This window comes from Tenacibaculum sp. 190130A14a, assembly GCF_964048965.1.
GTDB classification, from domain to species: Bacteria; Bacteroidota; Bacteroidia; order Flavobacteriales; family Flavobacteriaceae; genus Polaribacter; species Polaribacter polynesiense.
The window spans coordinates 1,447,745-1,469,238 of sequence record NZ_OZ040189.1; the positions used below are offsets into that span (position 1 = coordinate 1,447,745).

Here is a 21,494-nt window from a genome sequence, read left to right on the forward strand (position 1 = left end):
GTATGTTTTTAGTTAATTATGAAAACATTTTAGCTACTTTTTCAGCTTTTCTACTTTCGCTGTAATCGTAGAATCCTTCCCCAGATTTAACTCCTAGTTTACCAGCCATTACCATATTAACTAATAATGGGCATGGGGCATATTTAGGATTCTTAAATCCGTCGTACATTACATTTAAAATAGATAAACATACATCTAAACCAATGAAATCAGCTAATTGTAAAGGACCCATAGGGTGTGCCATTCCTAATTTCATTACAGTGTCAATCTCAGCCACTCCTGCAACACCGTTGTATAATGTTTCAATAGATTCATTAATCATTGGCATTAAAATACGATTGGCAACAAATCCAGGGTAATCATTCACTTCAACTGGTACTTTTTTGATGTTTGCTGTTAAGTCAACAATAAAGTCATTTACTTCATCAGAAGTATTATATCCTCGAATGATTTCCACCAATTTCATAATTGGAACCGGATTCATAAAGTGCATTCCAATTACTTTTTCTGGTCTGTTTGTAACAGCGGCAATCTGAGTAATAGAAATAGAAGAAGTGTTGGTTGCTAAGATGGTGTCTTCTGGACATACTTCATCTAATTGTTTAAATATTTTAAGTTTTAAATCAATATTCTCTGTAGCAGCTTCAACTACTAAACTAGCATACTGAACTCCATCTTTAATAGAAGTGTAAGTGGTAATATTGTTTAAAGTATTGTTTTTATCATCTTCAGAAATTCTTTCTTTAGCTACCATTCTGTCTAAGTTTTTAGAAATAGTAGCGATCCCTCTATCTAAAGCGTCTTGTGAAATATCAATTAATTGAACATTGTATCCAAATTGAGCAAAGGTATGTGCGATACCATTTCCCATTGTACCTGCTCCAATTACAGCTATATTTTTCATGTTGTTTGTTAGGTTATATTTATTTGTTAAAGCAATCAATTACCATATGTGCTACACGCAATGCTTCTGTTCCTTGAGTTAACGAAACAACAGGTGTAGTATTTGTATGAATGGCGTTTGCAAAAGATTCTAGTTCGTCTAAAATTGCGTTGTTCGGAGTTACTTCTGGATTGTCGAAATAAATCTGTTTTTTAACACCTTCAGCATTTTGTAAAATCATTGCAAATTCATCTGGTTTTTCAGGAACATCTTTCATTTTTACAACTTCAGATTTTTTCTCAAGAAAATCTACAGAGATATAAGCATCTTTTTGGAAGAAACGACTCTTACGCATGTTCTTCATAGAAATTCTACTTGAAGTTAAGTTGGCAACACATCCATTTTCAAACTCAATACGTGCATTGGCAATATCTGGAGTTTCAGAAATAACAGAGACTCCACTCGCATGAACATTTTTTACTTTTGATTTTACAACAGATAAAATAATATCAATATCGTGTATCATTAAATCAAGTACCACAGGAACATCTGTTCCTCTTGGATTAAACTCTGCTAAACGGTGTGTTTCAATAAACATTGGTGTATTGATAACATCTTTCACAGCCATAAAAGCTGGATTGAAACGCTCAACGTGCCCCACTTGACCACGAACATGGTGCTGACTAGCCAAGGTTCTAATGGCTTCTGCTTCTTGAAGTGTATTGGTTATTGGCTTTTCAATAAAAATGTGTTTACCTTTTTCAATTGCTTGCTTTGCACAGTCAAAATGAGAAAGGGTAGGAGTAACAATATCAACTACATCAACAGCATCTATTAATTCTTCAATAGAATCAAACAAAGTATATCCAAATTCTTCGGCTACTTTCTTTGCGTTTTCAGTAAAAGGATCGTAAAATCCCATTAATTCATATTTTTCTGATTGCTGTAATAAACGTAGGTGTATTTTTCCTAAATGTCCTGCTCCTAAAACTCCTGCTTTAAGCATAAATAAAAGATTATTAATTATTTAATATGAAGTAATTCTAAATGTTAAAAACAAGTAGAATACAATGCTAACAAATATACACTTTTATCCATATTTATTGCTAATTTTAGGCTGTTCAAATTTTAAAATTTGTGAGAGATACAACCAAACATCAAGGACTTAGAAATCAGTTAGCTAATTTACTACAAGCAAAAGGTATTACCAATGAAAATGTATTGCAAGCAATACGAAAAATTCCGAGACACTTATTTATAGATAGTAGTTTTGAAGAACATGCTTATAAAGATAAAGCGTTTCCTATTGCAGCTGAACAAACCATTTCGCAACCATACACGGTAGCTTTTCAGTCGGAAGTTTTAGATTTGAAAGGAGGAGAGAAGGTATTGGAAATAGGAACTGGATCTGGATATCAAACGGCTGTTTTATTAGAATTAAAAGCAGAGGTTTATACTATAGAAAGACAACATGAGTTGTTTAAAAGGACGTCTATGTTTTTACCTAAAATTGGATACAAACCAAAACGATTCATTTTCGGAGACGGATATAAAGGATTGCCAGAGCAAGCACCTTTTGATAGAATTATAGTAACTGCTGGAGCACCTTATGTACCCAATCCTTTACTAGCACAAATAAAAATAGGAGGAATGTTGTTGATCCCTGTAGGAGATAAAGAACAAGTAATGACTTTGTTTATTCGTAAATCACCTAAAGAATTTGAAAAACATGAGTTAGGAGATTTTAGGTTTGTACCTATGTTGAAGAAAAAGAATTAATTTTTTGATTGTTTAATTGTTATGCAAAATTATATATTATCTCTTCTAAGAATACTATATGATAAAGAAGAAAACCCAATAATTAGTCCCTATTGTCTTGAAACTGGACTTACTATTTTAAATGAAGGAACAGTTGGAAAGACGAAAGAAGAGATTTTGAGATTAATAGAGAGAGAGGATGATAACTTAGTTAGAATTTCTCAATATTATAAGGAACTTAATAAGTTGAATGAGAAGATTTCTTTTGAACTTACAAATGAAATAGTACACGCTCCTGAGTTAAGTTTAAAGAAAGCTTACCAAGAAAGGCTTGAAAATGAAATTCCATTGAAAGTAAAAAAAGAGGAGATTAATGATGTATCTGCTGTTTTTTCTATCAAAAGTTATTTTAATTTAGAGGGGTTTTGGGTTGAAAATTTTTATGAACTTTCGACCCCTGAAATGTTTACATTAACTTCAGGAGAAAGTATTGATGCACTTTATATCTGTCAGTCAAATATATATGGAGAAAATAAAACGAAATACTTCAAGGGAGAAACATATCAAGCAATACAAATTCCATTAGAAGGAGATAATATACAAGTAGAAATATATCTTCCGAATAAATATAATGGATTAGAGGCTTTTCTGTCTTCGGTAAATAGTGATTTTTTCCGTACTCATAAGTTTGAAGAAGTGGATGCGATTAAAGTGTTACTTCCTAAGTTTAAAACCAATTCTGAATTTAATTTAAAAGATTATAAAGAAGAATTAGATATTCAAAGAGTGTTTGATGTTGATTTTGATTTTTCGAACTTGTTTGATGATAATGAGCTTGTGTATATAACAAAAGTACAACAAGAGAATGAGTTTGAGTTGAACGAAAAAGGGATAAAAGGAAAATCAATTACGACGATAGGTGGAGTTGCAGGAGGGTTGTTTCAACCTCAAAAATATGTTCATTTTGAAGCTTCTCATCCTTTTTTATACTTGGTCAGAGATAACGCTACCCAAGATGCATTATTTGTTGGATTAATGAAGCATCCCTATAATGAAGGTATTCCATTGATGCTATATAACGAAAGAGAATATCTTAAATTTAAGGAGAATAAGAGTAGGATTTCAGATGTCACAAGTTTACTTGTAACATTATATGCACTATGGAAATGGGTAGAACTCTTACGAATAGAGAATAAGTTTGTAGATTGGTTTAGCTCATTGCTTTTGGATTTAATTGAAACCCCGCATGATATTGATAGGAAGGAAAAAATTGAGTTTATAGCCAATTTAGATTTGAATGATTTAGATAATATAAAGCTTGATGAAGAAACGAGAAATAGTGTAGATGAGTTGTTGAAGAAGATGTATGTGGTTAGGCATATAATCACAAGATTGATTGAGAAGTATTATGCAATAGATTATATTGACGATAAAGGTTATGTTCTTGAGTGTTTGAGAGAATTAAAAGAAAGAAATGTACAGTTGCCTTCGTTTGATATACTGTTTAAATGTGAAAAGGAAGTTTCGAGTGTAACGATCAATGAATTAAAGGAGAGAATTAAATTACTTCAAGAGCACCCCTTGCCTGAAATTGTGTCTACTAAAGAAGAAATCAACAGAAAACAACAACAAAAATATATTAGAGAGATTTTACCAATTACCCTAGAAATTAATGTAAGGGGGATGGTTTATTTTGGTTTAATGTCTCTTGAAAAGATTATTGAAAAATATCAATATACAATTGATGAATTGTTGCTTTGGAGGAAGGAGATTAGGACTTTAATATCATCAGAACTTGAAAATGAAAAATTAATAGAAAGAATTGGAAAATTACAAATAGGTGGTTTAGATGAGCAGACAGGTTGTTATGCATCAAGTGAATTTATCACTGAAGAAGTTCATAAGAATATAATAGAAGAATATATCGAGGTAGGGAAAATTCTTGAACTAGTTAGCTCTTTATTTTTCGCAATTGAAATATTGAATAATACTTCTTCGTTATTAGTGGATATTGGTTATTACTTTGAATGTATTTTTAAAGAATTAGTGAGTCATGATATTGATTTGAGTTTTTTTGAAAACTTTAAGAAGTATAAGATAACTAAAGGGGATGTCATTGGAGATCCAATAAAAATAAGCTAAAAATAGCAATGGAGAATAGCAAAGCGGTCTAGAAGCTTTTTGCTGAGTTGCTTTTATATTTTTTATTAACAATTTAAGTGTTTTTGATATATAAATAAAATAACCATTTCTAACAAATACTTTGTTATTGAAATGACTTCAAGAATTTGAAAAACAAGAGTTAGGAAATTTTAAGTTTGTCCCTGTGCTTAAGAAAAAGAATTAATCATAGACTTGCTGAAAAACCTCGCTTTTTTCTTTAATCAATTGGTCAATCATTTTGGAATAAGGTAACTTAAAATAATTGGATTTTACATAGTGTAAATCTTGATGGTTATAAGAGAAAACAGGTAAATATAATTGAACGTTTATACTATCTCGTTTTGTTAGGTCTTTTCTAGGGAAAATTTTAAAAGTATTTTTTCTTGGATGCACTACTAATAGCGGTTTGTTATAGATTAGGTCATTAATGGTATCTCCTTTTTTATTATGCTGATGATAAGCTCCCATGTAATAATATTTCAATAGATCTTTTTCTTTTAACTGATAGGAGAAACACTCAAAAGGGGTTATAGAAAATGTTCCAGCACCTGTTCCACAGTCCAATCCATAATTGTATTCATTTTGATATTTAGGAAAATCAGCTTTAAGTCTATAATGAGATGAAAATATAGAATCATTTACGGGGAAGAAAGCTTTCCAACGATATGTCCAAACGATAAAAGGTTTTATTGAGGAGTTTTTAAAGTCTATATGGAAAACCTTCCCTTTCTTAGTGACTTGTATACTTAAAGCATCTGGTTTTTTCTCAATGCCGCTAGGAGAGTATAATTTACTTATTAATGGGGAGGAATAATAACCTCGTAAAACATATAAATCAATAAGAAATAAGACTAGTGTGAAAACAAGGAGTTTCAAGACAATTTTTAAAAGCTTTTTCATACTTTAAAAATAAAAAAAATCCGCTTAATTAGCGGATTTATTGAATTTGAATAAGAAAAATCAACTATTCAGCATTAGCTTCAGCAACTAATACTTCCTGTTGTTGATGTTGCTTTTGTTTGGTTTGTTGGTTTTTAGCTAATCCGCATGGTGCAGTGCTTCCACATGAAGAAAACCCTACTAAACTAACTATACAAATTGCAATAAATACTACTTTTTTCATTATCTAAATCTTTTAGGAGTCGTCAAATATACAGATTTCTAATTAATTCACCTGAATCTTTCTTCTCATCAATAACGTTAAAGTGAACCATTTTATTTTGTATACGTGTAATTAAGTTCTTTGTAACGGGGTTACCATCTGTCCATTCGGTAATAGAAAGCCATTCTTGTATATCTTCTAATTGCTGCTCATATCGTTGTGCTAGCGTTTGATCTATATTTTCAATTGACTTGAAATCTTCTGTACAGTTGTTGATAATATTTAAAACGGTTTTAACCTCTTCTAAGTTATTTTCTAAAACTTCATTTCTAACAGCAACAACAAAACATGGCCAAGGAGTAGGGCAGTCACCTAGTCTTCTAAAGGTACCATTATCTACCAATGGTTTTGTTGTAAAATGCTCCCACATAAAATAATCGGCATCTCCATTGGTCAAGGCATCAATACCGCCTTGTAAATTACCAACAACTTTAAATTTTAATTTATCAATATCCCAACCATTGTTATGAGCGTTTACAATTGCCATTAAATGCGATCCTGATCCGTATCGACTAATAGCAACTGTAGCATGTTCTAAGTCAGCGATTGTTTTGAAAGAAGATTTTGCACCTACATGAATCCCCCAAATTAAAGGGCTTTGTACAAATGTTTGAGTAATCTTTGAAGGATTTCCGTTAATAATATCCTTAATAATCCCTTCTGTAAGTACAATGGCAATATCAATTTCGCCTTCACGTAGCGATTTACACATAGCACCCGTTCCACCAGGAAAATCTTTCCAGCGAAGGTTAATGCCTTTTTTTGTGTATTCTTTGTTTTTTAGGGTGATGTACCAAGGGTAATTAAAATGCTCTGGTACACCACCTACTTTTAAGTTAACCATAGGTTACTCGGTTAATTTGTCTAAAGTATATTTTATTAAGTCAGCAACTACTTTTCCAGGATCTTCACTAAAAGTTCCATTGGCTCTATTAGCAATAAGCGCATTCATAGAGGCAGCATCATGTCCTAACAACTTCGATAGTCCATAGATAGCCGAAGTTTCCATTTCTAAATTAGTAACTCTAATTCCATTATGATTAAAGCTATCTATCTTTGCATTCAAATCAGCATCTTGCAAAGGTAAACGTAATACACGTCCTTGAGGTCCATAAAAACCACCTGCAGTAGCAGTCATTCCAAGATGAACTTTGTCAGAGACTAATTTTTCTTCTAAAGATTTTCCATTGGCAATAACTAATGGATATGATTTTCTTTGGCTCCAATTTGTATGTTCAATAAATGCCTCTTCTATATCTGAATGGGCAATATCCTCAACTTGATATGATTGTAGCATTCCGTTTAAATCAATAGCGTGTGAACTTAATAGGAAGCTGTTTACTGGAATATCTGCCTGTAAACTACCAGAAGTACCTATACGTGTAATGTTTAGTTTCGTATGGTTTTCTTTTGGTTGTCTTGTTTCTAAATCAATATTCACCAAAGCATCTAACTCATTTAAAACAATATCAATATTGTCAGGACCAATTCCTGTTGAAATAACGGTTAAGCGTTTACCGTTGTAGGTACCTGTAGTTGTTTTAAATTCTCTTTTTTGAGTGGTAAACTCAATACTATCAAAATGTTTGGTAACTTTATCTACTCTATATTGATCTCCTACAAAAATAATATCAGTGGAGATGTGTTCTGGTCTTAAATTCAAATGATAAATACTACCATCTGGATTTAAGATTAACTCAGAATGTTTTATACTCATTTATGTTGTAATTTTTAACAGCTTGTCTGTAGTGTTTACATAAAGGTAGCTGTATTTTTTAGCGCCGCCAAGATACGAAAAATCTGAACGTATTTGACCGTAATAATTCAATTGATTATCAAGTACTTTCTTACCAGCTCTACTAAGTTTAACAGGATCAAAGGAAGTAAAAAGCTTTTTCAAGCGCTCCATTTTTCTTAAATATTGTACATCACCAAAGCCATAAACTTTTTGTGAGGTAAGAAGTTCTCTTACAAACTGTTGTTTGTTTTCTGGAGTTGTTTCTTTAGCTGTTTGTAAAATAAAATTTTCTAATGAATTTAATCCGTTGTTCACTGAAGGAAAACGTTGTAAATGTGCTTTTAATGCTTGTTCTAAATATAAAAAAGGAGAAGTTGCATCTTGTTTATATATAGCTTCTAAACGCAAAGGACTATCCGAACAATATAATTGCCATATGTAGTCTGCGTATTCAATATCGTCACGACTAAGTTCAACGCGATTCTCAAAATGGTTTTTTAATTGTTCTGTAGATAATTCATTTAGAGTAAATAGTTTTTCAGAATTATCTATTTGACCACTGCAAACTAATGATATTTTCCTATTGTTTCTATAGCGTTTTAACCAACTAATTACTGCCAACATATTTACCTGACAAAATAAGTCATATTCAAACCAAAGAACGATTTCATCTTGTTTTTTCTGATTACAAAGATTTCTGTATTCTTTTAATGTAATGTCAATAAAGTTCTGTTTGGAAACTTGGTAGGATTGTTTAAAGAAGTCAAACCTATTTTTCCAGAAGCCTTCGCTACCAACATCAATGGTTGTTTTTCCTTCACAAAGCATTTCTCTCCAAGTAATTATATTACCTTGAAATTTTAAATCTTTTAAACGGTTTGTGGTTGAATCTCCATTTGTTATGTGTAATACAGAAGAAGCCATAGTTTAGGGAATTTAATAGTTTAGTATAATAAACGGATGTTTTTCTACGTTATTATTAGTTAGTAGAATTTTAACACTTTGATAATCAAATAAAAGAAAAATGCTGGATAAAACCCAGCATTTTTTTAACCTCCAACGCGTTTTACATTGAAGCCTTTATTTTTTAGGATCTCCATGATTTGATCACGGTAATCTCCTTGAATAATAATGGTATCATCTTTAAAACTTCCACCAACACTTAATTGTGATTTAATTTGTTTAGCTAAAAGTTTAAAGTCTTTTGTTGCACCGTTATAACCATCAATAATAGTGGTAGGCTTTCCCTTACGCTTTTCGTATTTACAAAGTAAAGGTTCTTCCTGCAACCAGATGTCTGAGGTTTTCTCAGCTGGTTTCTCTTCAAATTGATGCTCAGGGAATAGGTTTTTTAACTGGTCTTGTAAGTCCATTATTATTTAATTAAACCTAATTCACGTAAACGTTCATTTAAAAACTCACCTGCTGTAATATCTTCAAATTGTTTAGGGTTATTGTCGTCAATACAATTTTCTAAAACATCTAATTTCATTTCAGAAATTGGGTGCATGAAGAAAGGAATTGAATAACGAGAAGTTCCCCATAATTCTTTTGGTGGATTTACTACTCGGTGTATCGTAGATTTTAACTTATTATTACTGTGGCGTGAAAGCATATCACCAACATTAATCATTAACTCATCTGGTTGTGCAATTGCATCATGCCAAACACCATCATGATCTTGTACTTGTAATCCTTTACCATGTGCTCCCATTAATAAAGTGATTAAGTTGATATCACCATGTGCAGCTGCTCTTACAGCTCCTTTAGGCTCTTCTTGAATAGGAGGGTAGTGAATTGGACGTAAGATACTATTTCCGTTTTTGATATATTGATCAAAGTAAGTTTCTTCTAAACCTAAATGTAAGGCTAAAGCACGTAAAACATACTGTGCTGTTTTCTCTAGCATTTGGTATGTTTTTTTACCAACTTCATTAAATTTTGGTAACTCTTCAACTTCTACATTAGCAGGATATTCTGCCTCTAATTTAGGGTTGTTTTCTACGTATTGCCCAAAGTGCCAAAACTCTTTTAAATCTCCTTCTTTCTTTCCTTTTGCACTTTCCTTACCAAAAGAAACATAACCTCTTTGTCCTCCAATTCCTGGAATCTCATACTTCTGCTTTACGTCTACTGGTAATTCGAAAAAGTTTTTTATTTCAGCATATAAATCATCAACTAACTGATCATCTAAGAAATGTCCTTTTAAAGCAACGAAACCGATAGTTTCATATGCTTGTCCTATTTCATTTATGAATTTTTGCTTTCTGTTTTCATCACCAGATAAAAAGTCAGCTAAATTTACACTTGGTACTTTACTCATTGTTAATAACTTTTTTTAAATCGACTGTAAAGGTATTAAAAACAAGGGTGATAAAGAAAATTACTTATTAACAATTGGGATTAAATACGAAATAGTGTAATTAAACCCAAAGCCGGTAGCGCTTTCAAAAACTCTGTTAAACCCTGGTGCGTATAAGGTTTTAAAGTTTTCTTGATCGTCAATACTTAAGCCTACTTTGTAAGAGAAGCTAAATCCAAGAAATAAATTTTTAAAGGTTTCTGCTTTTATACCTAGTTGAAATTCAGCCCAGTGAGCCATTAACCCAGTATCTGTATCTGGAGTTATTACAGTTGCCGAAGGGAAGTAAGTATTATTTACGTTAGGAGTATAGTTGTTTAATGTTTGGTCAAACAAAGCAAACCCATAACGCATACCAACATAAATTTCATTATTCATATCAAGCCAATTTTCATAGGCATTATAATTGACTCCTAATCGAATATAGCTTCCTTTTGATGTAGATTGCGAAAAATCTTCAAAAGTAATTTCTTCTTCATATCCTAATTCTGTAGCGATGTACCAACTATCTGAAATACGATAATCTCCAACGATTTCTAATCCACTATAGCTTTTGTCAAATATAGAGAGGGCAGGTTTACTAATATCTAAACCTAAACGTAATCCATATGCTGTTTTGTAAGTGGTGGTGTCTTTTTGAGTAGTACTTGAATTGGTCAATTTCTGAGCAAAACCAGTAGTAAAAGCTAATAAAAATATGATATTAGTGATATACTTTAACATGAGCTGTATTTTCGTTATCAATGGTTGTAATCGTTGTTGTAGATAGATCATCTATCCAATCGCCAGTTTGACTTAGGGTAACATTATTAAAGATAATTCTAAAACCGCAAGAGCGAGAAACAAATTCTTCTTCAGTAGCGTACTGAATGGTAATGGTAGATACTTGATTATTGGCTAAAGTACCATCTACATTATTTACTTTTAAGGTATATATAGTTTCGGTTTCCAAAGAATTTAAAGGAATAGCAATGCTATCGGTAGTTTGATTGGTAAAAAGACTATCTGTCTTTCCTTGTGCTATTACCGATAAACGCTCAACATTTTTCAAATCAGTATTGGCATCTTTGTCATAAAACCTGAGTACTAATCTTGGAGTAGTTCTAGAGTCTGTACAAAAATCATCTTTTTCACAAGCCCCAATTAATAAGGTGAAGATGATAATTAAAAAACTATATTTTTTCATTGAAGTATTATTCATTACGTTAAGCCAAAAGTAAGAATAATTATAATGAGAAATTAAGTGTTCGTCTATAAATAAAAAACCAGTCAATTGACTGGTTTTAGATTATTTTTCAAATAGAACAACGGTTTCGATATGAGATGTATGCGGAAACTGGTCTACTAAACTAATTTTTTTAATATTGTATCCAGCTTCTCTCAACTGTTCGGTATCTCTTGCTTGTGTTGCAGGGTTACAAGAAACATAAACCATTCTGTCTGCATTTAATTGAATGATTTTCTTCAATGTTTTAGGGGCAATTCCAGCACGAGCTGGATCTAAAATAATGGTTCTTATTTTGTTTTTATACTGAGGATGTTCGAGTAAGAATTTACCAACATCAGCTGCGTAAAACTCTAAACCTTCAATATTATTTCTTTTTGCATTTTCTTTTGCATCTTCAATTGCAGAGGCTACAATATCTACACCAACAATTTTTGTCTTATAGGCTTTTGAAGCAATAATTTGCCCAATTGTTCCTGTTCCACAGAATAAGTCCATTACTACGGTATTATCTACGGCATCTTTATTCTCTAGCGCATAATCGACAACTTTGGTATATAATTTTTCGGCAGATTTAGGGTTTGTCTGAAAGAAGCTTTTCATGCTAATTTCAAAATTTAAACCTAACAATTCTTCCACGATTTTATCTTTTCCGTATACCAAATTGATGCTCCCAGAAGTAGCAATAGTTCTATCTCCTGTTTCATCGTTAATGGTATGTAATAATCCAGCAACACGCTCTCCAAATAGCTCTACTAAATAACTAGCAAACTTGTTTAAATCGAATTTAGGTAAATCATGTGAAGTAGTTACTAAATTGAACAATAGTTTATCCGTTTTGTACGATTTTCTTACAACAAAATATCTAAAGAAACCTTCTTTTCTAGGGCCATGCCAAGGAGCTAAACCAGTTGCTTGGCAATAGTTTCTAATATTCTTTAAAGTATCTTCTACTTGCTTGTCAAATAACCCTGAGTCTTTATCAAGATTATCTCCCATCCACCAAACACCTCTACGTTTAAAACCTAAAGTAAATTCATCGATGTCAGTTTTATTTACACGATCGTATCCAATAGCAGAAAATCCATATTCCATTTTGTTTCTATAATGAAATACATTTGGAGAGCTAACAAACTCATCAAATAAATCTTCTATATTTTCAACTTTACCAATACGTTTAAATAAAGATAATGTACTTTCCTTTTTATATTGATGTTGTAAATCAATAGGTAATTGAATATACGGCGCTCCTGGAATATCTTGGTATGGTACTTCAACTTCATCCTCTGAATGTTTTAAAACTTCAATTAATTTACATTCAGCATATTTCTTTTTTGATTTGTCAACACGAGCTTTAACTAATTGCCCAGGAAGAGTATTAGGAACAAATACCACAAAAACCCCTTCCTCAGAACGAATACGACCAATTCCCTTTCCGCCAAAGGCGTAATCTTCAATTAAAATTTCTATAACCTGATTTCTTTTTACAAACTTGTTTCGTTCTCTACGTGGCATTATGATTATAATTTATGGATTGCAAAATTAGGAAAAAGATATGTTTTGAAATATGCCTAAGACGCACTTAAATTTTTATTTTTAAAAGAAAATTGAACCTTTTAATTTTTTCTACGTCCATTAGGTGTATTTGAAGATGAAAAAAACAAAACCCATATCTGATAAAGAATTAGTGTTAGCCTATCAATCAGGAGATAAAATTGCTCTTAATTACTTGGTAAAGAAATGGCATTTATATTTCTGTAAGCTTTCTTTTTATAAAGTGAAAGATGCCGATTTGGCAAAAGATATTGTACAAGAAAGTTGGAGGGTTATATTTAATAAGTTGTATGATTTACAAGAGCCGGAAAAATTCAAGTCGTGGGCTATTAGTATTGTGCAACGAAAAACAATTGATTGGTTACGTGCCAATCAAAGAAATGAGCACAAACTTCAAAAATATAGTAATGAGATAAGAGAAGAATCTATAGAAGAAAGTGATGAGGATGAGTTGCTCAAAAGAAAGTTGCTTCAAGCGATTCAAAAATTGTCGAAAGAGCAACAAATGGTAATTCGATTGTTTTATACGCAATCCTATTCTCTAAAAGAAATAAGTACACTTTTAAATATATCTGTAGGAACAGCTAAATCAAGGTTGTTTCATGCAAGAGAAAAATTAAAAACAATTATAAAACATTAATAGTATGAGTAATATAGAAGATATAGATAAGTTAATTAAGGAAACGTTATCGGAAGAAGAAGCAAAGTTTTACGATGATTTAGAAGAACAAAATGTATTGCAAATGATTTACGGATTGTTTGAAGGAAAGAACAAATGGATTATGTACATGATGAATTTTATGACCTTGGTATTCTTTGGGCTTTTTATTTATTGTATGATTGAGTTTTTTAAAGCAGATGAGGTGAAAGAGTTGTTAAAGTGGGGTGGAGGAACAATTATTTTTCTAATTGGCGTAAGTATGTTGAAGGTTTTTGCTTGGATGCAAATGGATAAGAAGGCATTACTAAGAGAATTAAAACGACTAGAGATTCAAATATCATCTTTATCAAGTAAAATAGATGGACATTAAGAAGAATTGGAAAATAATAAGAAGACATGTAACAGCTAGTTTTAAAACGAGTTTGCATGTTTCAATTGCAACAGTTAGTAAAGACAACACTCCTTTAGTAACATCAATAGGAACCTTGTTTTTAAATAAAGATCAAACGGGGTTTTATTTTGAAAAATTCTCTTCAAAACTGACATCCAATGTAGAGGTGAATAATCAAGTTTGTGTATTGGCAGTAAATAGTAGTCGATGGTTTTGGATTAAGTCTTTGTATAAAAACAAGTTTGAAAAACACCCGGCATTGAAGTTATATGGTGAACTAGGATTACAAAGAAAAGCTTCTGATCAAGAACTTAGTCGATTGGAAAGAAGAATGAAACTGTTAAAAGGACTTAAAGGACATACGTATTTATGGGGAAAAGGTATGGATACCGTGAGGGAAATTCGTTTTAACAAGGTAGAAAAAATGAAATTGGGGATTATGACAGCAGAATTGTGATTTTTTGGTTAAATTTTAGTCATAAGTTTTAACAACCAATGAATATTTAGTAATTTGCAGCTTTCTAGGGATGATTTCTTTCCCACGCTGCTTTTTTGAGCATTTGTTACTACTGCAATTAAACAAAACTCGAAAAAATAAAGGTAGATAAGGAATGGTTATTTTATTCACTTAAACATTATTTAAAATGGCTGTTTTAGACCAATTAACTTCGCAACAAGCGATTGAATTAGAAGACAAGTATGGAGCGCACAACTATCACCCGTTACCAGTAGTATTGAGTAAAGGAGATGGAGTGTATGTATGGGATGTAGAAGGTAAGAAGTATTATGACTTTTTATCTGCGTATTCAGCAGTAAATCAAGGGCATTGTCATCCGAAAATTGTAGGTGCAATGGTAAACCAAGCACAAACGTTAACTTTAACTTCTCGTGCTTTTTATAACGATATGTTAGGTCGTTATGAAAAATTTGCAACTGAGTATTTTGGGTTTGACAAATTATTACCAATGAATACAGGTGCAGAAGCGGTAGAAACTGCTTTAAAACTTTGTAGAAAGTGGGCGTATGAAGTAAAAGGAATCGAAGAGAATGAAGCACAAATAATTGTTTGTAAAAACAACTTCCACGGAAGAACAACTACTATTATTTCTTTTTCTAATGATCCAGTTGCTCGTAAGAATTTTGGACCTTTTACCAACGGTTTTATTAAAATTGAGTACGATAACTTAAAAGCGCTGGAGGAAGCTTTAGAAAACAATGATAATATTGCTGGTTTCATGGCAGAGCCTATTCAAGGAGAAGCTGGAGTTTATGTGCCTTCTGAAGGGTATTTAGCAGCGGCTAAAGCTTTATGTGAAAAGCACAATGTGTTATTTATTGCTGATGAGGTTCAAACAGGTATTGCCCGTACTGGACAATTATTAGCGGTAAATCATGAAGATGTACAACCAGATATTTTAATTTTAGGAAAAGCATTAAGTGGAGGAGCATATCCTGTTTCTGCAGTATTAGCAAATGATCATATTATGAAGGTTATTAAGCCTGGTAATCATGGATCTACTTTTGGAGGAAATCCTGTTGCTGCTGCAGTAGCAATTGCTGCTTTAGAAGTTGTAAGAGATGAAAAGTTAGCAGAAAATGCTGAGCGCTTAGGAAAAATATTTAGAGCAGAGTTATCTGAGTTTGCTAAAGAAAATGATCTAGTAACTTTAGTAAGAGGTAAAGGATTGTTAAACGCTATTGTTATTAATGATACAGAAGATAGTTCAACGGCTTGGGATATTTGTATGAAGTTACGTGATAACGGTTTATTAGCAAAACCAACTCACGGTAATATTATTCGTTTTGCGCCACCATTAGTAATGAATGAAGAGCAATTAATGGATTGTATTTCTATAATTAAAAAGACTATTTCAGAATTTTAATAATTCTTTTTACATAAATAAAAAGGGAGCGATTTTTCGCTCCCTTTTTTTATATATCTAAAACTTGTAAATGTTTCTTTAAAACTCCTGAAGGTGTATTTTGTGTTTCATCAAAAATACGGGTATCACCGAATAGTATAAAACTATCTTTTGCTCTAGATACCGCTACATTTAACATATTAGGCTTGTTGTCTTTATCAAAAAATAAAGTACCCTCATCGTCATTACTATATACCGAACTAAAAAGAATTATGTTACGTTCTGCTCCTTGTAAGGCATGCACGGTACCTAATTTCATTTTATTAACATTATATCCGGCTTCATTCAAGGCCTTTGAAAGCTCTCCTTTTTGACTTGCAAAAGGAGTAATGATTCCTAAAACACTCTCAATATCTTCTACATTATAGGCGTTCTGTATATGTTCTTTGTTTTGCTGTAACCATGTGGTAATGGCCTTTACTTCTTCCATATTACAACGACTATTGTATTTACGTTCGCTCACCCCATTTACATGATAGGCTACCATCGAAGAGAAAACTTGATCATCTTTAGCCTTTCCTTTCATTGGTTTTAGAATACCATTATAGGCAAGTTCATTGCAAAAACCAATTATTTCATCATTACATCTTCTGTGTTCTAATAAAATTAACCCTTGTTCTTTTTGGTTGGATAGTGTGGTAACGTATTCGCAAGAATTTTGAGCCATTTTCATAATACTTCCGTTAGAGGCTAAAAATCCTAGTTCTTTTAGGTATTCATAATCTGCTGGATTTGAGACAACCTGCACACTTGATAAGTTTCCTAAATCAATTTTTGGCGGAATAGACCAAATAGGTTCTATTTGTTTTAAATCACCAATAACAAAAGCTTTTTGAGCAACGGCAAACATGGGAACACTTACTTCTGGAGTAACCTGTCCAGCCTCATCAATAATTAATAAATCTAAAAAGTTATAGAGAGGAAAGTATTCAAAAATAGGTCTACCTTCTTGATTCTTTTCTATAAACTGACTGTAAAAAAAATGAGACGGAGCGGTATAGAAAGTAGCTACAAAACAAGGGGTAAGCATAGCACGACGCTTCCATTTTTCTCTAATAGCATTTTCTCCAGTACCTCTTTCTAAATCTTCTTCTAGAACTTCCGTAGTTTGTAATATCCAGCGAGCTTCCCAGTAGTGAGTTGCTAATAAAAAGGCTTTATGGCGAAGATTAAGATCTAATTCATCATAAAAGAATTCATGCTTCAGTTCATCTACATCTAATTTACCATATTCATTTTTCCACATCTCTTCTTCAGAAATAGAAGGGAATCCTTTTATCTTATTTTTTACAATCCAATTTTTTAGTTTTAAGTTAGATTGCAATGCAATATTGATTTGGTTGATTAACTGTTTTAAGAAGTTACTCAACTGCTTTTGGTTTTCTAAAACATCTTTAGTAACCTTAAATGTCTTGTTTTCTGTGTTACCTTCTATGGCAAGATATTCTTTTCCTTTGTTAAGAAAATCTTTGTCTTTTTCAAGAGCTTTCAGCTCTGTTAACTCTTTTCTCCAGTCTTGAAGTTTGGTGATTTCTAAATGAAATCCGTGTATAATATCTTCTTGCTTGCACAAATATTTGTTGATTTGTGCAATAGATTTTAGGTAGTTACTTGGAAAATCTACACTGTCTAAAAGTTGGTCTTCGATATTGAAAATCTCTTCTTGTAAATGATTACAAGCATCTTCTAATTCGTAAGCTTCTAGATTAAAGTATGAATTAAACTTATCTAAGAAATAATGCTTGGCTTCAAACAAATATTGTTCGTTTTCTAAGTCACAAAGTGTTCCCTCATGACCAAATAAGTTTCCTTTTAAAAAGTTGACCCCTTTTAAGGCTTTTTCACTTTTTGAACTAGATGGAAGGTAGGTTGCATAGCCATGAAAGTTAGGAATCCATCTTTCCGAAAGTTCATTCATGGTACTTTTAGAATTGATAAAACTATCAATAATATTGGTTACTGCTTGGTTGTTGTTTGAACAAGCCACAATTAAAGGAGCGTCTTCCCCTCGAATAGCAGCCTTTACTACTTCTGTAGCTACCAAACTTTGTAATAAAGTTGTTTTTCCAGTTCCTGGAGGTCCATTTACCGCCATAACTGAATTTTCTTCAGCAGTTAAGTAAGATAATAAAGTCTTTCTTTGTGTGATAGAAAGTGGGAATTCATTAGACATTTGTCCTAAATGAAGATGGTTGTTACTTAGAAATTCAAAATCAGTTACAGCCTCTCTTTTTTCTCGTTGAGCAGGAGAGATAAGCTTAGAAAGTAAAGGAGCTTCCTCTGTGGTGTCTAATAAATTATCATATACAAATAAGATGCTTTTTGCTGTAGATATTTTAGAACTCGTTGCAAAATAGGTCAACTCAAATTTGGTGGTATACCTTTCGGCTTTATAATTAGATAAGTTTTTATGAGTTACTTCAGCAAATACCTCATTAATATAATCCCAATATACATCCCAACCAATAGTTCCGCCTTCTTCAGCATAAGGGGCTTCTATTTCTTGTGCTTGAAGTACATTGTCTATAGACGAAAAGATAAAATCATTTTTAACATCGGCAATTGGAGCTAAAAAATTTCGAACAATCAAAGGAAAAAGCTCTCTAGGAGTAGTTAAATTTCCTGATTTATCAATTTTAGCACTTACCCAAAAAGGATAAATAACCTTGTCTTTAAACTTCGGATTATCGGTTTGATATTGTAAATGAAATGGTGCTATTAATATTTCCGCTTCCTCAACTTTGTGCCAGTTATTACTATCTTTTTTAGTAATTCCTCTTAAACGGTTTATTCGATTTTCTTCAGCGTCTAATAAAACGTTGGCATTTTTCTTATTAAGCAGTGGTGTACTTAAATTAGAATTATTTTGTTTAAATAAGTTTTTTATTCGACTAATGTCAATAGCGAGATTCTCACTATCAAACAAACTATTTTTGTAATAGTGTAACCAGTTTTTTTCGTTGTTCATTTCCCCTTGTAACCCTTAAAAAGAAGGCGAAAGTAAACTTTATAAATAGGAATTTAAAATTTAAAAACGATAAATTTTATTGTTGTGCATAGTAGTGATAGTCTTTAATAACAGTATCAATAAATTGCATTGGTTTTTCTTCTGTTGTGATATTGGTTATTTCTAAAACTTTCATGTGAAGCTTTAAAATTACCTTATGATTTCCTTTTCTTTTAGCATCATCATATAGACTTTTAATGGTATGGATATCATTATCCGTTAACAAAGTTACTTGCGTATACGTAGGAGTGTACCCTTCTTCAACATCGGCAGCGATAGTGTCTTTTAAGGTAATTCGTTTCTTTTCTGAAATAACAGTAGTACCGGCAGCAATATCTCCTAAACGTTGTCCTTTTCCGTTTAGTAAAATGGTAAGCACAGCAACTCCACCACTGGCAAAACCAAAATCAACAAGACGTAACATCCAACGTAATAAATAACTTCCAAAAGTAGGCTTAGAACCATCTAGTTTTACTACTCGTGTTTGATTGAAATATTTACCAGGTGTTTGTCCGTTCATTAACATTTCAAAAATTAAACTGTAAAAGAATGCTGGAAGTCCCAATAAAAGATATACCGAATAAAACTCCATAAACTCTAAGTTTAAATAGGAAAGTATGTAAGCAACTATAATATAATACCCAACAACAAATAGTAAATCTATTAAATAAGAACCGATTCTTGTAGTGATGTGCGCTGCATTTTGGTTAATGGTAATATTTTGCGCGGTTTCTATTTGAAAGTTATCCATGAATTACTTTTTCAATTTTTATGGTTATTTGTTGAAGTTTTTTTAGTTTAGCGAAGATAAAAAAAACTGTGATAAAAGAAGTTTAGTATTGCTACTATGAGAGAAGCTGCTTTTGTAAAAAAAAATAAAGATAAATGGCAGTTGTTTGAAGATGTTTTACATCAGAAAACAACCATTGCACCAGATAAGTTGTCAGATTTGTATGTTGAAATTACTGATGACTTAAGTTATGCTAAAACATTTTATCCGCACGGAAATACAGCAGTTTACTTAAATTCTTTAGCCTCTTCGGCACATCAAAAAATTTACAAAACAAAAAAAGAGGGTAAAAATAGGTTGATTACTTTTTTTACTGAAGAGTTTCCTCTCATGTTTTATGGATACCAAAAACAATTGCTTATTACTTTTTTGGTATTTGGCTTTTTTACCCTAGTAGGAGCTTTTTCATCTGCAAAAGATATTGATTTTGTTCGTTTGATCATGGGAGATGGTTATGTAAATATGACCTTAGAAAATATTGAAAAAGGTGATCCTATGGGAGTTTATAAAAAAGCCAATGAAATAGATATGTTTATTGGTATTACGTTGAACAACATTCGAGTAGCGATGTATGCCTTTTTGTTTGGAATCTTGTTCTCAGTAGGTACCTTGTTTATTATGATGCAAAACGGAATCATGTTGGGCTCTTTTTTGTATTTCTTTTATGACAAAGGTTTACTCTGGGAATCTTCTCGAACTATTTGGATTCACGGAACCATTGAAATTTCTGTAATCGTTATTGCAGGTTGTGCAGGATTGGTATTAGGAAACGGAATTTTGTTTCCCAAAACCTACTCAAGATTAGAATCCTTTAAGCGAAGTATTAAAGACGGATTAAAAATAATGGTAAGTACGGTGCCATTTTTTATTGTGGCTGGTTTCTTAGAAGGTTTTGTAACCCGACATACAGAAATGCCCGATTGGCTTGCCATTTTAATCATTTTATCTTCATTAGCAATTATTATATATTATTACATCATATACCCTATAAAAGTTTATAAAAACCAACTACAAAATGACTAAAGAATACATTGAATTTAAAAAAGAAAGAGATTTAGGAGCCATTATTTCGGATGCTTTTAAGTTTATTCGATTAGAAGGAAAAGAGTTTTTCTTAACCATCCTTAAAATCTCGGCTATTCCTATCTTAATTACAGTAGCAAGCTTAGTTTTTATATTATTTTCTTTCTCGTCATTTTCTTTTTTCTATGAAGATACTCCATTTGATAGTGCTGGATTTGGATTGTCAGTATTTATAATGATGATTGCTTATTTAGTAACAATTGTGCAAGTTAATTTATCGGGTATGTATTATATAAAATCATACATAGATTATAGAGGAGAGATTCGTTATGAGGAGATTAAAAGTAATGTGTACGATAAATTCTGGTCTTTTCTGGGAATGGGAATACTCATCGGTTTAATTTTTGTAGCAAGTATGTTATTTTGCTTTTTGCCTTTAATTTATACCTATCCAGTATTGTCATTAACAGCTTCGATTTTTGTGTTTGAAAGCATCTCTGCTACTGATGCCATTGGAAAGAGTTTTAATTTTATAAATGGACATTTTTGGGAAACTTTAGGTGTGGTAATAGTTGTGGCAATTCTTGTGACTATTTTGGGATATATTTTTCAAATTCCTGCGTTTATTTATCAAATGATCCATACAGGAATTGGTTTAGGGTATGAAGATCCAACAGAGATAGGTAATCTTTATAGAGATCCTATTTATTTAATATTATACATTGTTTCAATTGTTGGAAATTTAATGTTCTATTCGATTACTTTAATTACAAATGTATTCTTGTATTTCGATATTAACGAGCAAAAGAACTTAACAGGAACCATTGAAAAAATTGATAGTTTAGGTCAGTAAAC

22 protein-coding genes are annotated in these 21,494 nt (G+C 31.7%); 8 read left to right on the top strand and 14 right to left on the bottom strand.

Annotation, left to right across the window (positions count from 1 at the left end):
* Window positions 1-16 precede the first annotated feature (16 nt).
* Both ABNT22_RS07080 and ABNT22_RS07085 read right to left on the bottom strand, forming a co-directional pair.
* Window positions 17-904: a 3-hydroxybutyryl-CoA dehydrogenase gene (locus ABNT22_RS07080; protein WP_348715256.1), complete on the bottom strand. Its 888-nt coding sequence runs from the start codon at window positions 902-904 to the stop codon at window positions 17-19.
* A 19-nt stretch (window positions 905-923) separates the two neighbouring features.
* The gene (locus tag ABNT22_RS07085; RefSeq protein ID WP_348715257.1) at window positions 924-1,889 is read right to left on the bottom strand and encodes a Gfo/Idh/MocA family oxidoreductase; all 966 of its coding nucleotides are present in this window, start codon (window positions 1,887-1,889) and stop codon (window positions 924-926) included.
* Window positions 1,890-2,020: 131 nt separating this feature from the next.
* On the opposite strand from ABNT22_RS07085, the gene ABNT22_RS07090 reads away from it, so the two are divergent.
* Both ABNT22_RS07090 and ABNT22_RS07095 read left to right on the top strand, forming a co-directional pair.
* Window positions 2,021-2,662, top strand: coding sequence for a protein-L-isoaspartate(D-aspartate) O-methyltransferase (locus ABNT22_RS07090; protein ID WP_348715258.1), 642 nt, complete (start codon window positions 2,021-2,023; stop codon window positions 2,660-2,662).
* A gap of 21 nt (window positions 2,663-2,683) precedes the next feature.
* A complete protein-coding gene (locus ABNT22_RS07095) occupies window positions 2,684-4,783 on the top strand; it encodes a serpin family protein (protein ID WP_348715259.1) in 2,100 nt (699 codons plus the stop codon).
* A gap of 201 nt (window positions 4,784-4,984) precedes the next feature.
* On the opposite strand, the gene ABNT22_RS07100 is transcribed toward ABNT22_RS07095, so the two are convergent.
* The 10 genes from ABNT22_RS07100 to rlmD form a co-directional block, all read right to left on the bottom strand.
* Window positions 4,985-5,704 carry a hypothetical protein gene (locus ABNT22_RS07100; protein ID WP_348715260.1) on the bottom strand — a complete coding sequence of 240 codons (720 nt, stop codon included), beginning with the start codon at window positions 5,702-5,704 and terminating at the stop codon, window positions 4,985-4,987.
* A 64-nt stretch (window positions 5,705-5,768) separates the two neighbouring features.
* Complete coding sequence (locus ABNT22_RS07105) at window positions 5,769-5,927, bottom strand: hypothetical protein (protein ID WP_348715261.1); 159 nt, start codon at window positions 5,925-5,927, stop codon at window positions 5,769-5,771.
* A gap of 22 nt (window positions 5,928-5,949) precedes the next feature.
* Window positions 5,950-6,810 carry a substrate-binding domain-containing protein gene (locus tag ABNT22_RS07110; RefSeq protein WP_348715262.1) on the bottom strand — a complete coding sequence of 287 codons (861 nt, stop codon included), beginning with the start codon at window positions 6,808-6,810 and terminating at the stop codon, window positions 5,950-5,952.
* A gap of 3 nt (window positions 6,811-6,813) precedes the next feature.
* Complete coding sequence (locus ABNT22_RS07115; protein WP_348715263.1) at window positions 6,814-7,683, bottom strand: nucleoside phosphorylase; 870 nt, start codon at window positions 7,681-7,683, stop codon at window positions 6,814-6,816.
* Window positions 7,684-8,628 carry a DUF1835 domain-containing protein gene (locus ABNT22_RS07120; protein WP_348715264.1) on the bottom strand — a complete coding sequence of 315 codons (945 nt, stop codon included), beginning with the start codon at window positions 8,626-8,628 and terminating at the stop codon, window positions 7,684-7,686.
* Between the two features lie 125 nt (window positions 8,629-8,753).
* Window positions 8,754-9,077 carry a translation initiation factor gene (locus ABNT22_RS07125; protein ID WP_348715265.1) on the bottom strand — a complete coding sequence of 108 codons (324 nt, stop codon included), beginning with the start codon at window positions 9,075-9,077 and terminating at the stop codon, window positions 8,754-8,756.
* Between the two features lie 2 nt (window positions 9,078-9,079).
* Window positions 9,080-10,027 (bottom strand): isopenicillin N synthase family dioxygenase, encoded by a 948-nt coding sequence (locus ABNT22_RS07130; protein WP_348715266.1) that lies wholly within the window; start codon window positions 10,025-10,027, stop codon window positions 9,080-9,082.
* Between the two features lie 60 nt (window positions 10,028-10,087).
* Window positions 10,088-10,789, bottom strand: coding sequence for a DUF6048 family protein (locus ABNT22_RS07135; RefSeq protein WP_348715267.1), 702 nt, complete (start codon window positions 10,787-10,789; stop codon window positions 10,088-10,090).
* Entirely contained in the window at window positions 10,770-11,252 is a 483-nt protein-coding gene (locus tag ABNT22_RS07140) for a DUF6452 family protein (protein WP_348715268.1), read from the bottom strand. The genes ABNT22_RS07135 and ABNT22_RS07140 overlap by 20 nt, the downstream gene beginning before the upstream one ends.
* Window positions 11,253-11,354: 102 nt before the next feature.
* Window positions 11,355-12,806, bottom strand: a complete 1,452-nt coding sequence (rlmD, locus tag ABNT22_RS07145) for a 23S rRNA (uracil(1939)-C(5))-methyltransferase RlmD (protein WP_348715269.1) — start codon at window positions 12,804-12,806, stop codon at window positions 11,355-11,357.
* A 136-nt stretch (window positions 12,807-12,942) separates the two neighbouring features.
* On the opposite strand from rlmD, the gene ABNT22_RS07150 reads away from it, so the two are divergent.
* The 4 genes from ABNT22_RS07150 (at window position 12,943) to rocD (ending at window position 15,780) form a co-directional block, all read left to right on the top strand.
* Window positions 12,943-13,485 carry an RNA polymerase sigma factor gene (locus ABNT22_RS07150; protein ID WP_348715270.1) on the top strand — a complete coding sequence of 181 codons (543 nt, stop codon included), beginning with the start codon at window positions 12,943-12,945 and terminating at the stop codon, window positions 13,483-13,485.
* Between the two features lie 4 nt (window positions 13,486-13,489).
* Complete coding sequence (locus tag ABNT22_RS07155) at window positions 13,490-13,876, top strand: DUF6768 family protein (RefSeq protein WP_348715271.1); 387 nt, start codon at window positions 13,490-13,492, stop codon at window positions 13,874-13,876.
* Window positions 13,866-14,354, top strand: a complete 489-nt coding sequence (locus ABNT22_RS07160; protein ID WP_348715272.1) for a pyridoxamine 5'-phosphate oxidase family protein — start codon at window positions 13,866-13,868, stop codon at window positions 14,352-14,354. Before ABNT22_RS07155 ends, ABNT22_RS07160 begins: the two co-directional genes overlap by 11 nt.
* Window positions 14,355-14,541: 187 nt before the next feature.
* Window positions 14,542-15,780 carry an ornithine--oxo-acid transaminase gene (rocD, locus tag ABNT22_RS07165; RefSeq protein ID WP_348715273.1) on the top strand — a complete coding sequence of 413 codons (1,239 nt, stop codon included), beginning with the start codon at window positions 14,542-14,544 and terminating at the stop codon, window positions 15,778-15,780.
* Between the two features lie 49 nt (window positions 15,781-15,829).
* Here the strand turns inward: rocD and ABNT22_RS07170 are convergent, their stop codons facing one another.
* The gene (locus tag ABNT22_RS07170) at window positions 15,830-18,787 is read right to left on the bottom strand and encodes a DEAD/DEAH box helicase (protein ID WP_348715274.1); all 2,958 of its coding nucleotides are present in this window, start codon (window positions 18,785-18,787) and stop codon (window positions 15,830-15,832) included.
* A 76-nt stretch (window positions 18,788-18,863) separates the two neighbouring features.
* Window positions 18,864-19,577 (bottom strand): RDD family protein, encoded by a 714-nt coding sequence (locus ABNT22_RS07175; protein ID WP_348715275.1) that lies wholly within the window; start codon window positions 19,575-19,577, stop codon window positions 18,864-18,866.
* A gap of 96 nt (window positions 19,578-19,673) precedes the next feature.
* Between ABNT22_RS07175 and ABNT22_RS07180 the strand changes: the two genes are divergently transcribed.
* The gene (locus tag ABNT22_RS07180; protein WP_348715276.1) at window positions 19,674-20,639 is read left to right on the top strand and encodes a stage II sporulation protein M; all 966 of its coding nucleotides are present in this window, start codon (window positions 19,674-19,676) and stop codon (window positions 20,637-20,639) included.
* Window positions 20,632-21,492 (top strand): hypothetical protein, encoded by an 861-nt coding sequence (locus ABNT22_RS07185; protein WP_348715277.1) that lies wholly within the window; start codon window positions 20,632-20,634, stop codon window positions 21,490-21,492. Before ABNT22_RS07180 ends, ABNT22_RS07185 begins: the two co-directional genes overlap by 8 nt.
* Window positions 21,493-21,494: the final 2 nt, after the last annotated feature.

Excerpts from the sequence above, each read along its gene's own strand:
- ABNT22_RS07155 (WP_348715271.1), top strand. The coding sequence starts at position 13,490 with ATGAGTAATATAGAAGATATAGATAAGTTAATTAAGGAAACGTTATCG.
- ABNT22_RS07120 (WP_348715264.1), bottom strand. The coding sequence starts at position 8,628 with ATGGCTTCTTCTGTATTACACATAACAAATGGAGATTCAACCACAAAC.
- ABNT22_RS07130 (WP_348715266.1), bottom strand. The coding sequence starts at position 10,027 with ATGAGTAAAGTACCAAGTGTAAATTTAGCTGACTTTTTATCTGGTGAT.
- ABNT22_RS07110 (WP_348715262.1), bottom strand. The coding sequence starts at position 6,810 with ATGGTTAACTTAAAAGTAGGTGGTGTACCAGAGCATTTTAATTACCCT.
- ABNT22_RS07080 (WP_348715256.1), bottom strand. The coding sequence starts at position 904 with ATGAAAAATATAGCTGTAATTGGAGCAGGTACAATGGGAAATGGTATC.
- rocD (WP_348715273.1), top strand. The coding sequence starts at position 14,542 with ATGGCTGTTTTAGACCAATTAACTTCGCAACAAGCGATTGAATTAGAA.
- ABNT22_RS07095 (WP_348715259.1), top strand. The coding sequence starts at position 2,684 with ATGCAAAATTATATATTATCTCTTCTAAGAATACTATATGATAAAGAA.
- ABNT22_RS07115 (WP_348715263.1), bottom strand. The coding sequence starts at position 7,683 with ATGAGTATAAAACATTCTGAGTTAATCTTAAATCCAGATGGTAGTATT.
- ABNT22_RS07125 (WP_348715265.1), bottom strand. The coding sequence starts at position 9,077 with ATGGACTTACAAGACCAGTTAAAAAACCTATTCCCTGAGCATCAATTT.
- ABNT22_RS07185 (WP_348715277.1), top strand. The coding sequence starts at position 20,632 with ATGACTAAAGAATACATTGAATTTAAAAAAGAAAGAGATTTAGGAGCC.
- rlmD (WP_348715269.1), bottom strand. The coding sequence starts at position 12,806 with ATGCCACGTAGAGAACGAAACAAGTTTGTAAAAAGAAATCAGGTTATA.
- ABNT22_RS07105 (WP_348715261.1), bottom strand. The coding sequence starts at position 5,927 with ATGAAAAAAGTAGTATTTATTGCAATTTGTATAGTTAGTTTAGTAGGG.
- ABNT22_RS07085 (WP_348715257.1), bottom strand. The coding sequence starts at position 1,889 with ATGCTTAAAGCAGGAGTTTTAGGAGCAGGACATTTAGGAAAAATACAC.
- ABNT22_RS07160 (WP_348715272.1), top strand. The coding sequence starts at position 13,866 with ATGGACATTAAGAAGAATTGGAAAATAATAAGAAGACATGTAACAGCT.
- ABNT22_RS07100 (WP_348715260.1), bottom strand. The coding sequence starts at position 5,704 with ATGAAAAAGCTTTTAAAAATTGTCTTGAAACTCCTTGTTTTCACACTA.
- ABNT22_RS07140 (WP_348715268.1), bottom strand. The coding sequence starts at position 11,252 with ATGAAAAAATATAGTTTTTTAATTATCATCTTCACCTTATTAATTGGG.
- ABNT22_RS07175 (WP_348715275.1), bottom strand. The coding sequence starts at position 19,577 with ATGGATAACTTTCAAATAGAAACCGCGCAAAATATTACCATTAACCAA.
- ABNT22_RS07135 (WP_348715267.1), bottom strand. The coding sequence starts at position 10,789 with ATGTTAAAGTATATCACTAATATCATATTTTTATTAGCTTTTACTACT.
- ABNT22_RS07170 (WP_348715274.1), bottom strand. The coding sequence starts at position 18,787 with ATGAACAACGAAAAAAACTGGTTACACTATTACAAAAATAGTTTGTTT.
- ABNT22_RS07180 (WP_348715276.1), top strand. The coding sequence starts at position 19,674 with ATGAGAGAAGCTGCTTTTGTAAAAAAAAATAAAGATAAATGGCAGTTG.
- ABNT22_RS07150 (WP_348715270.1), top strand. The coding sequence starts at position 12,943 with ATGAAAAAAACAAAACCCATATCTGATAAAGAATTAGTGTTAGCCTAT.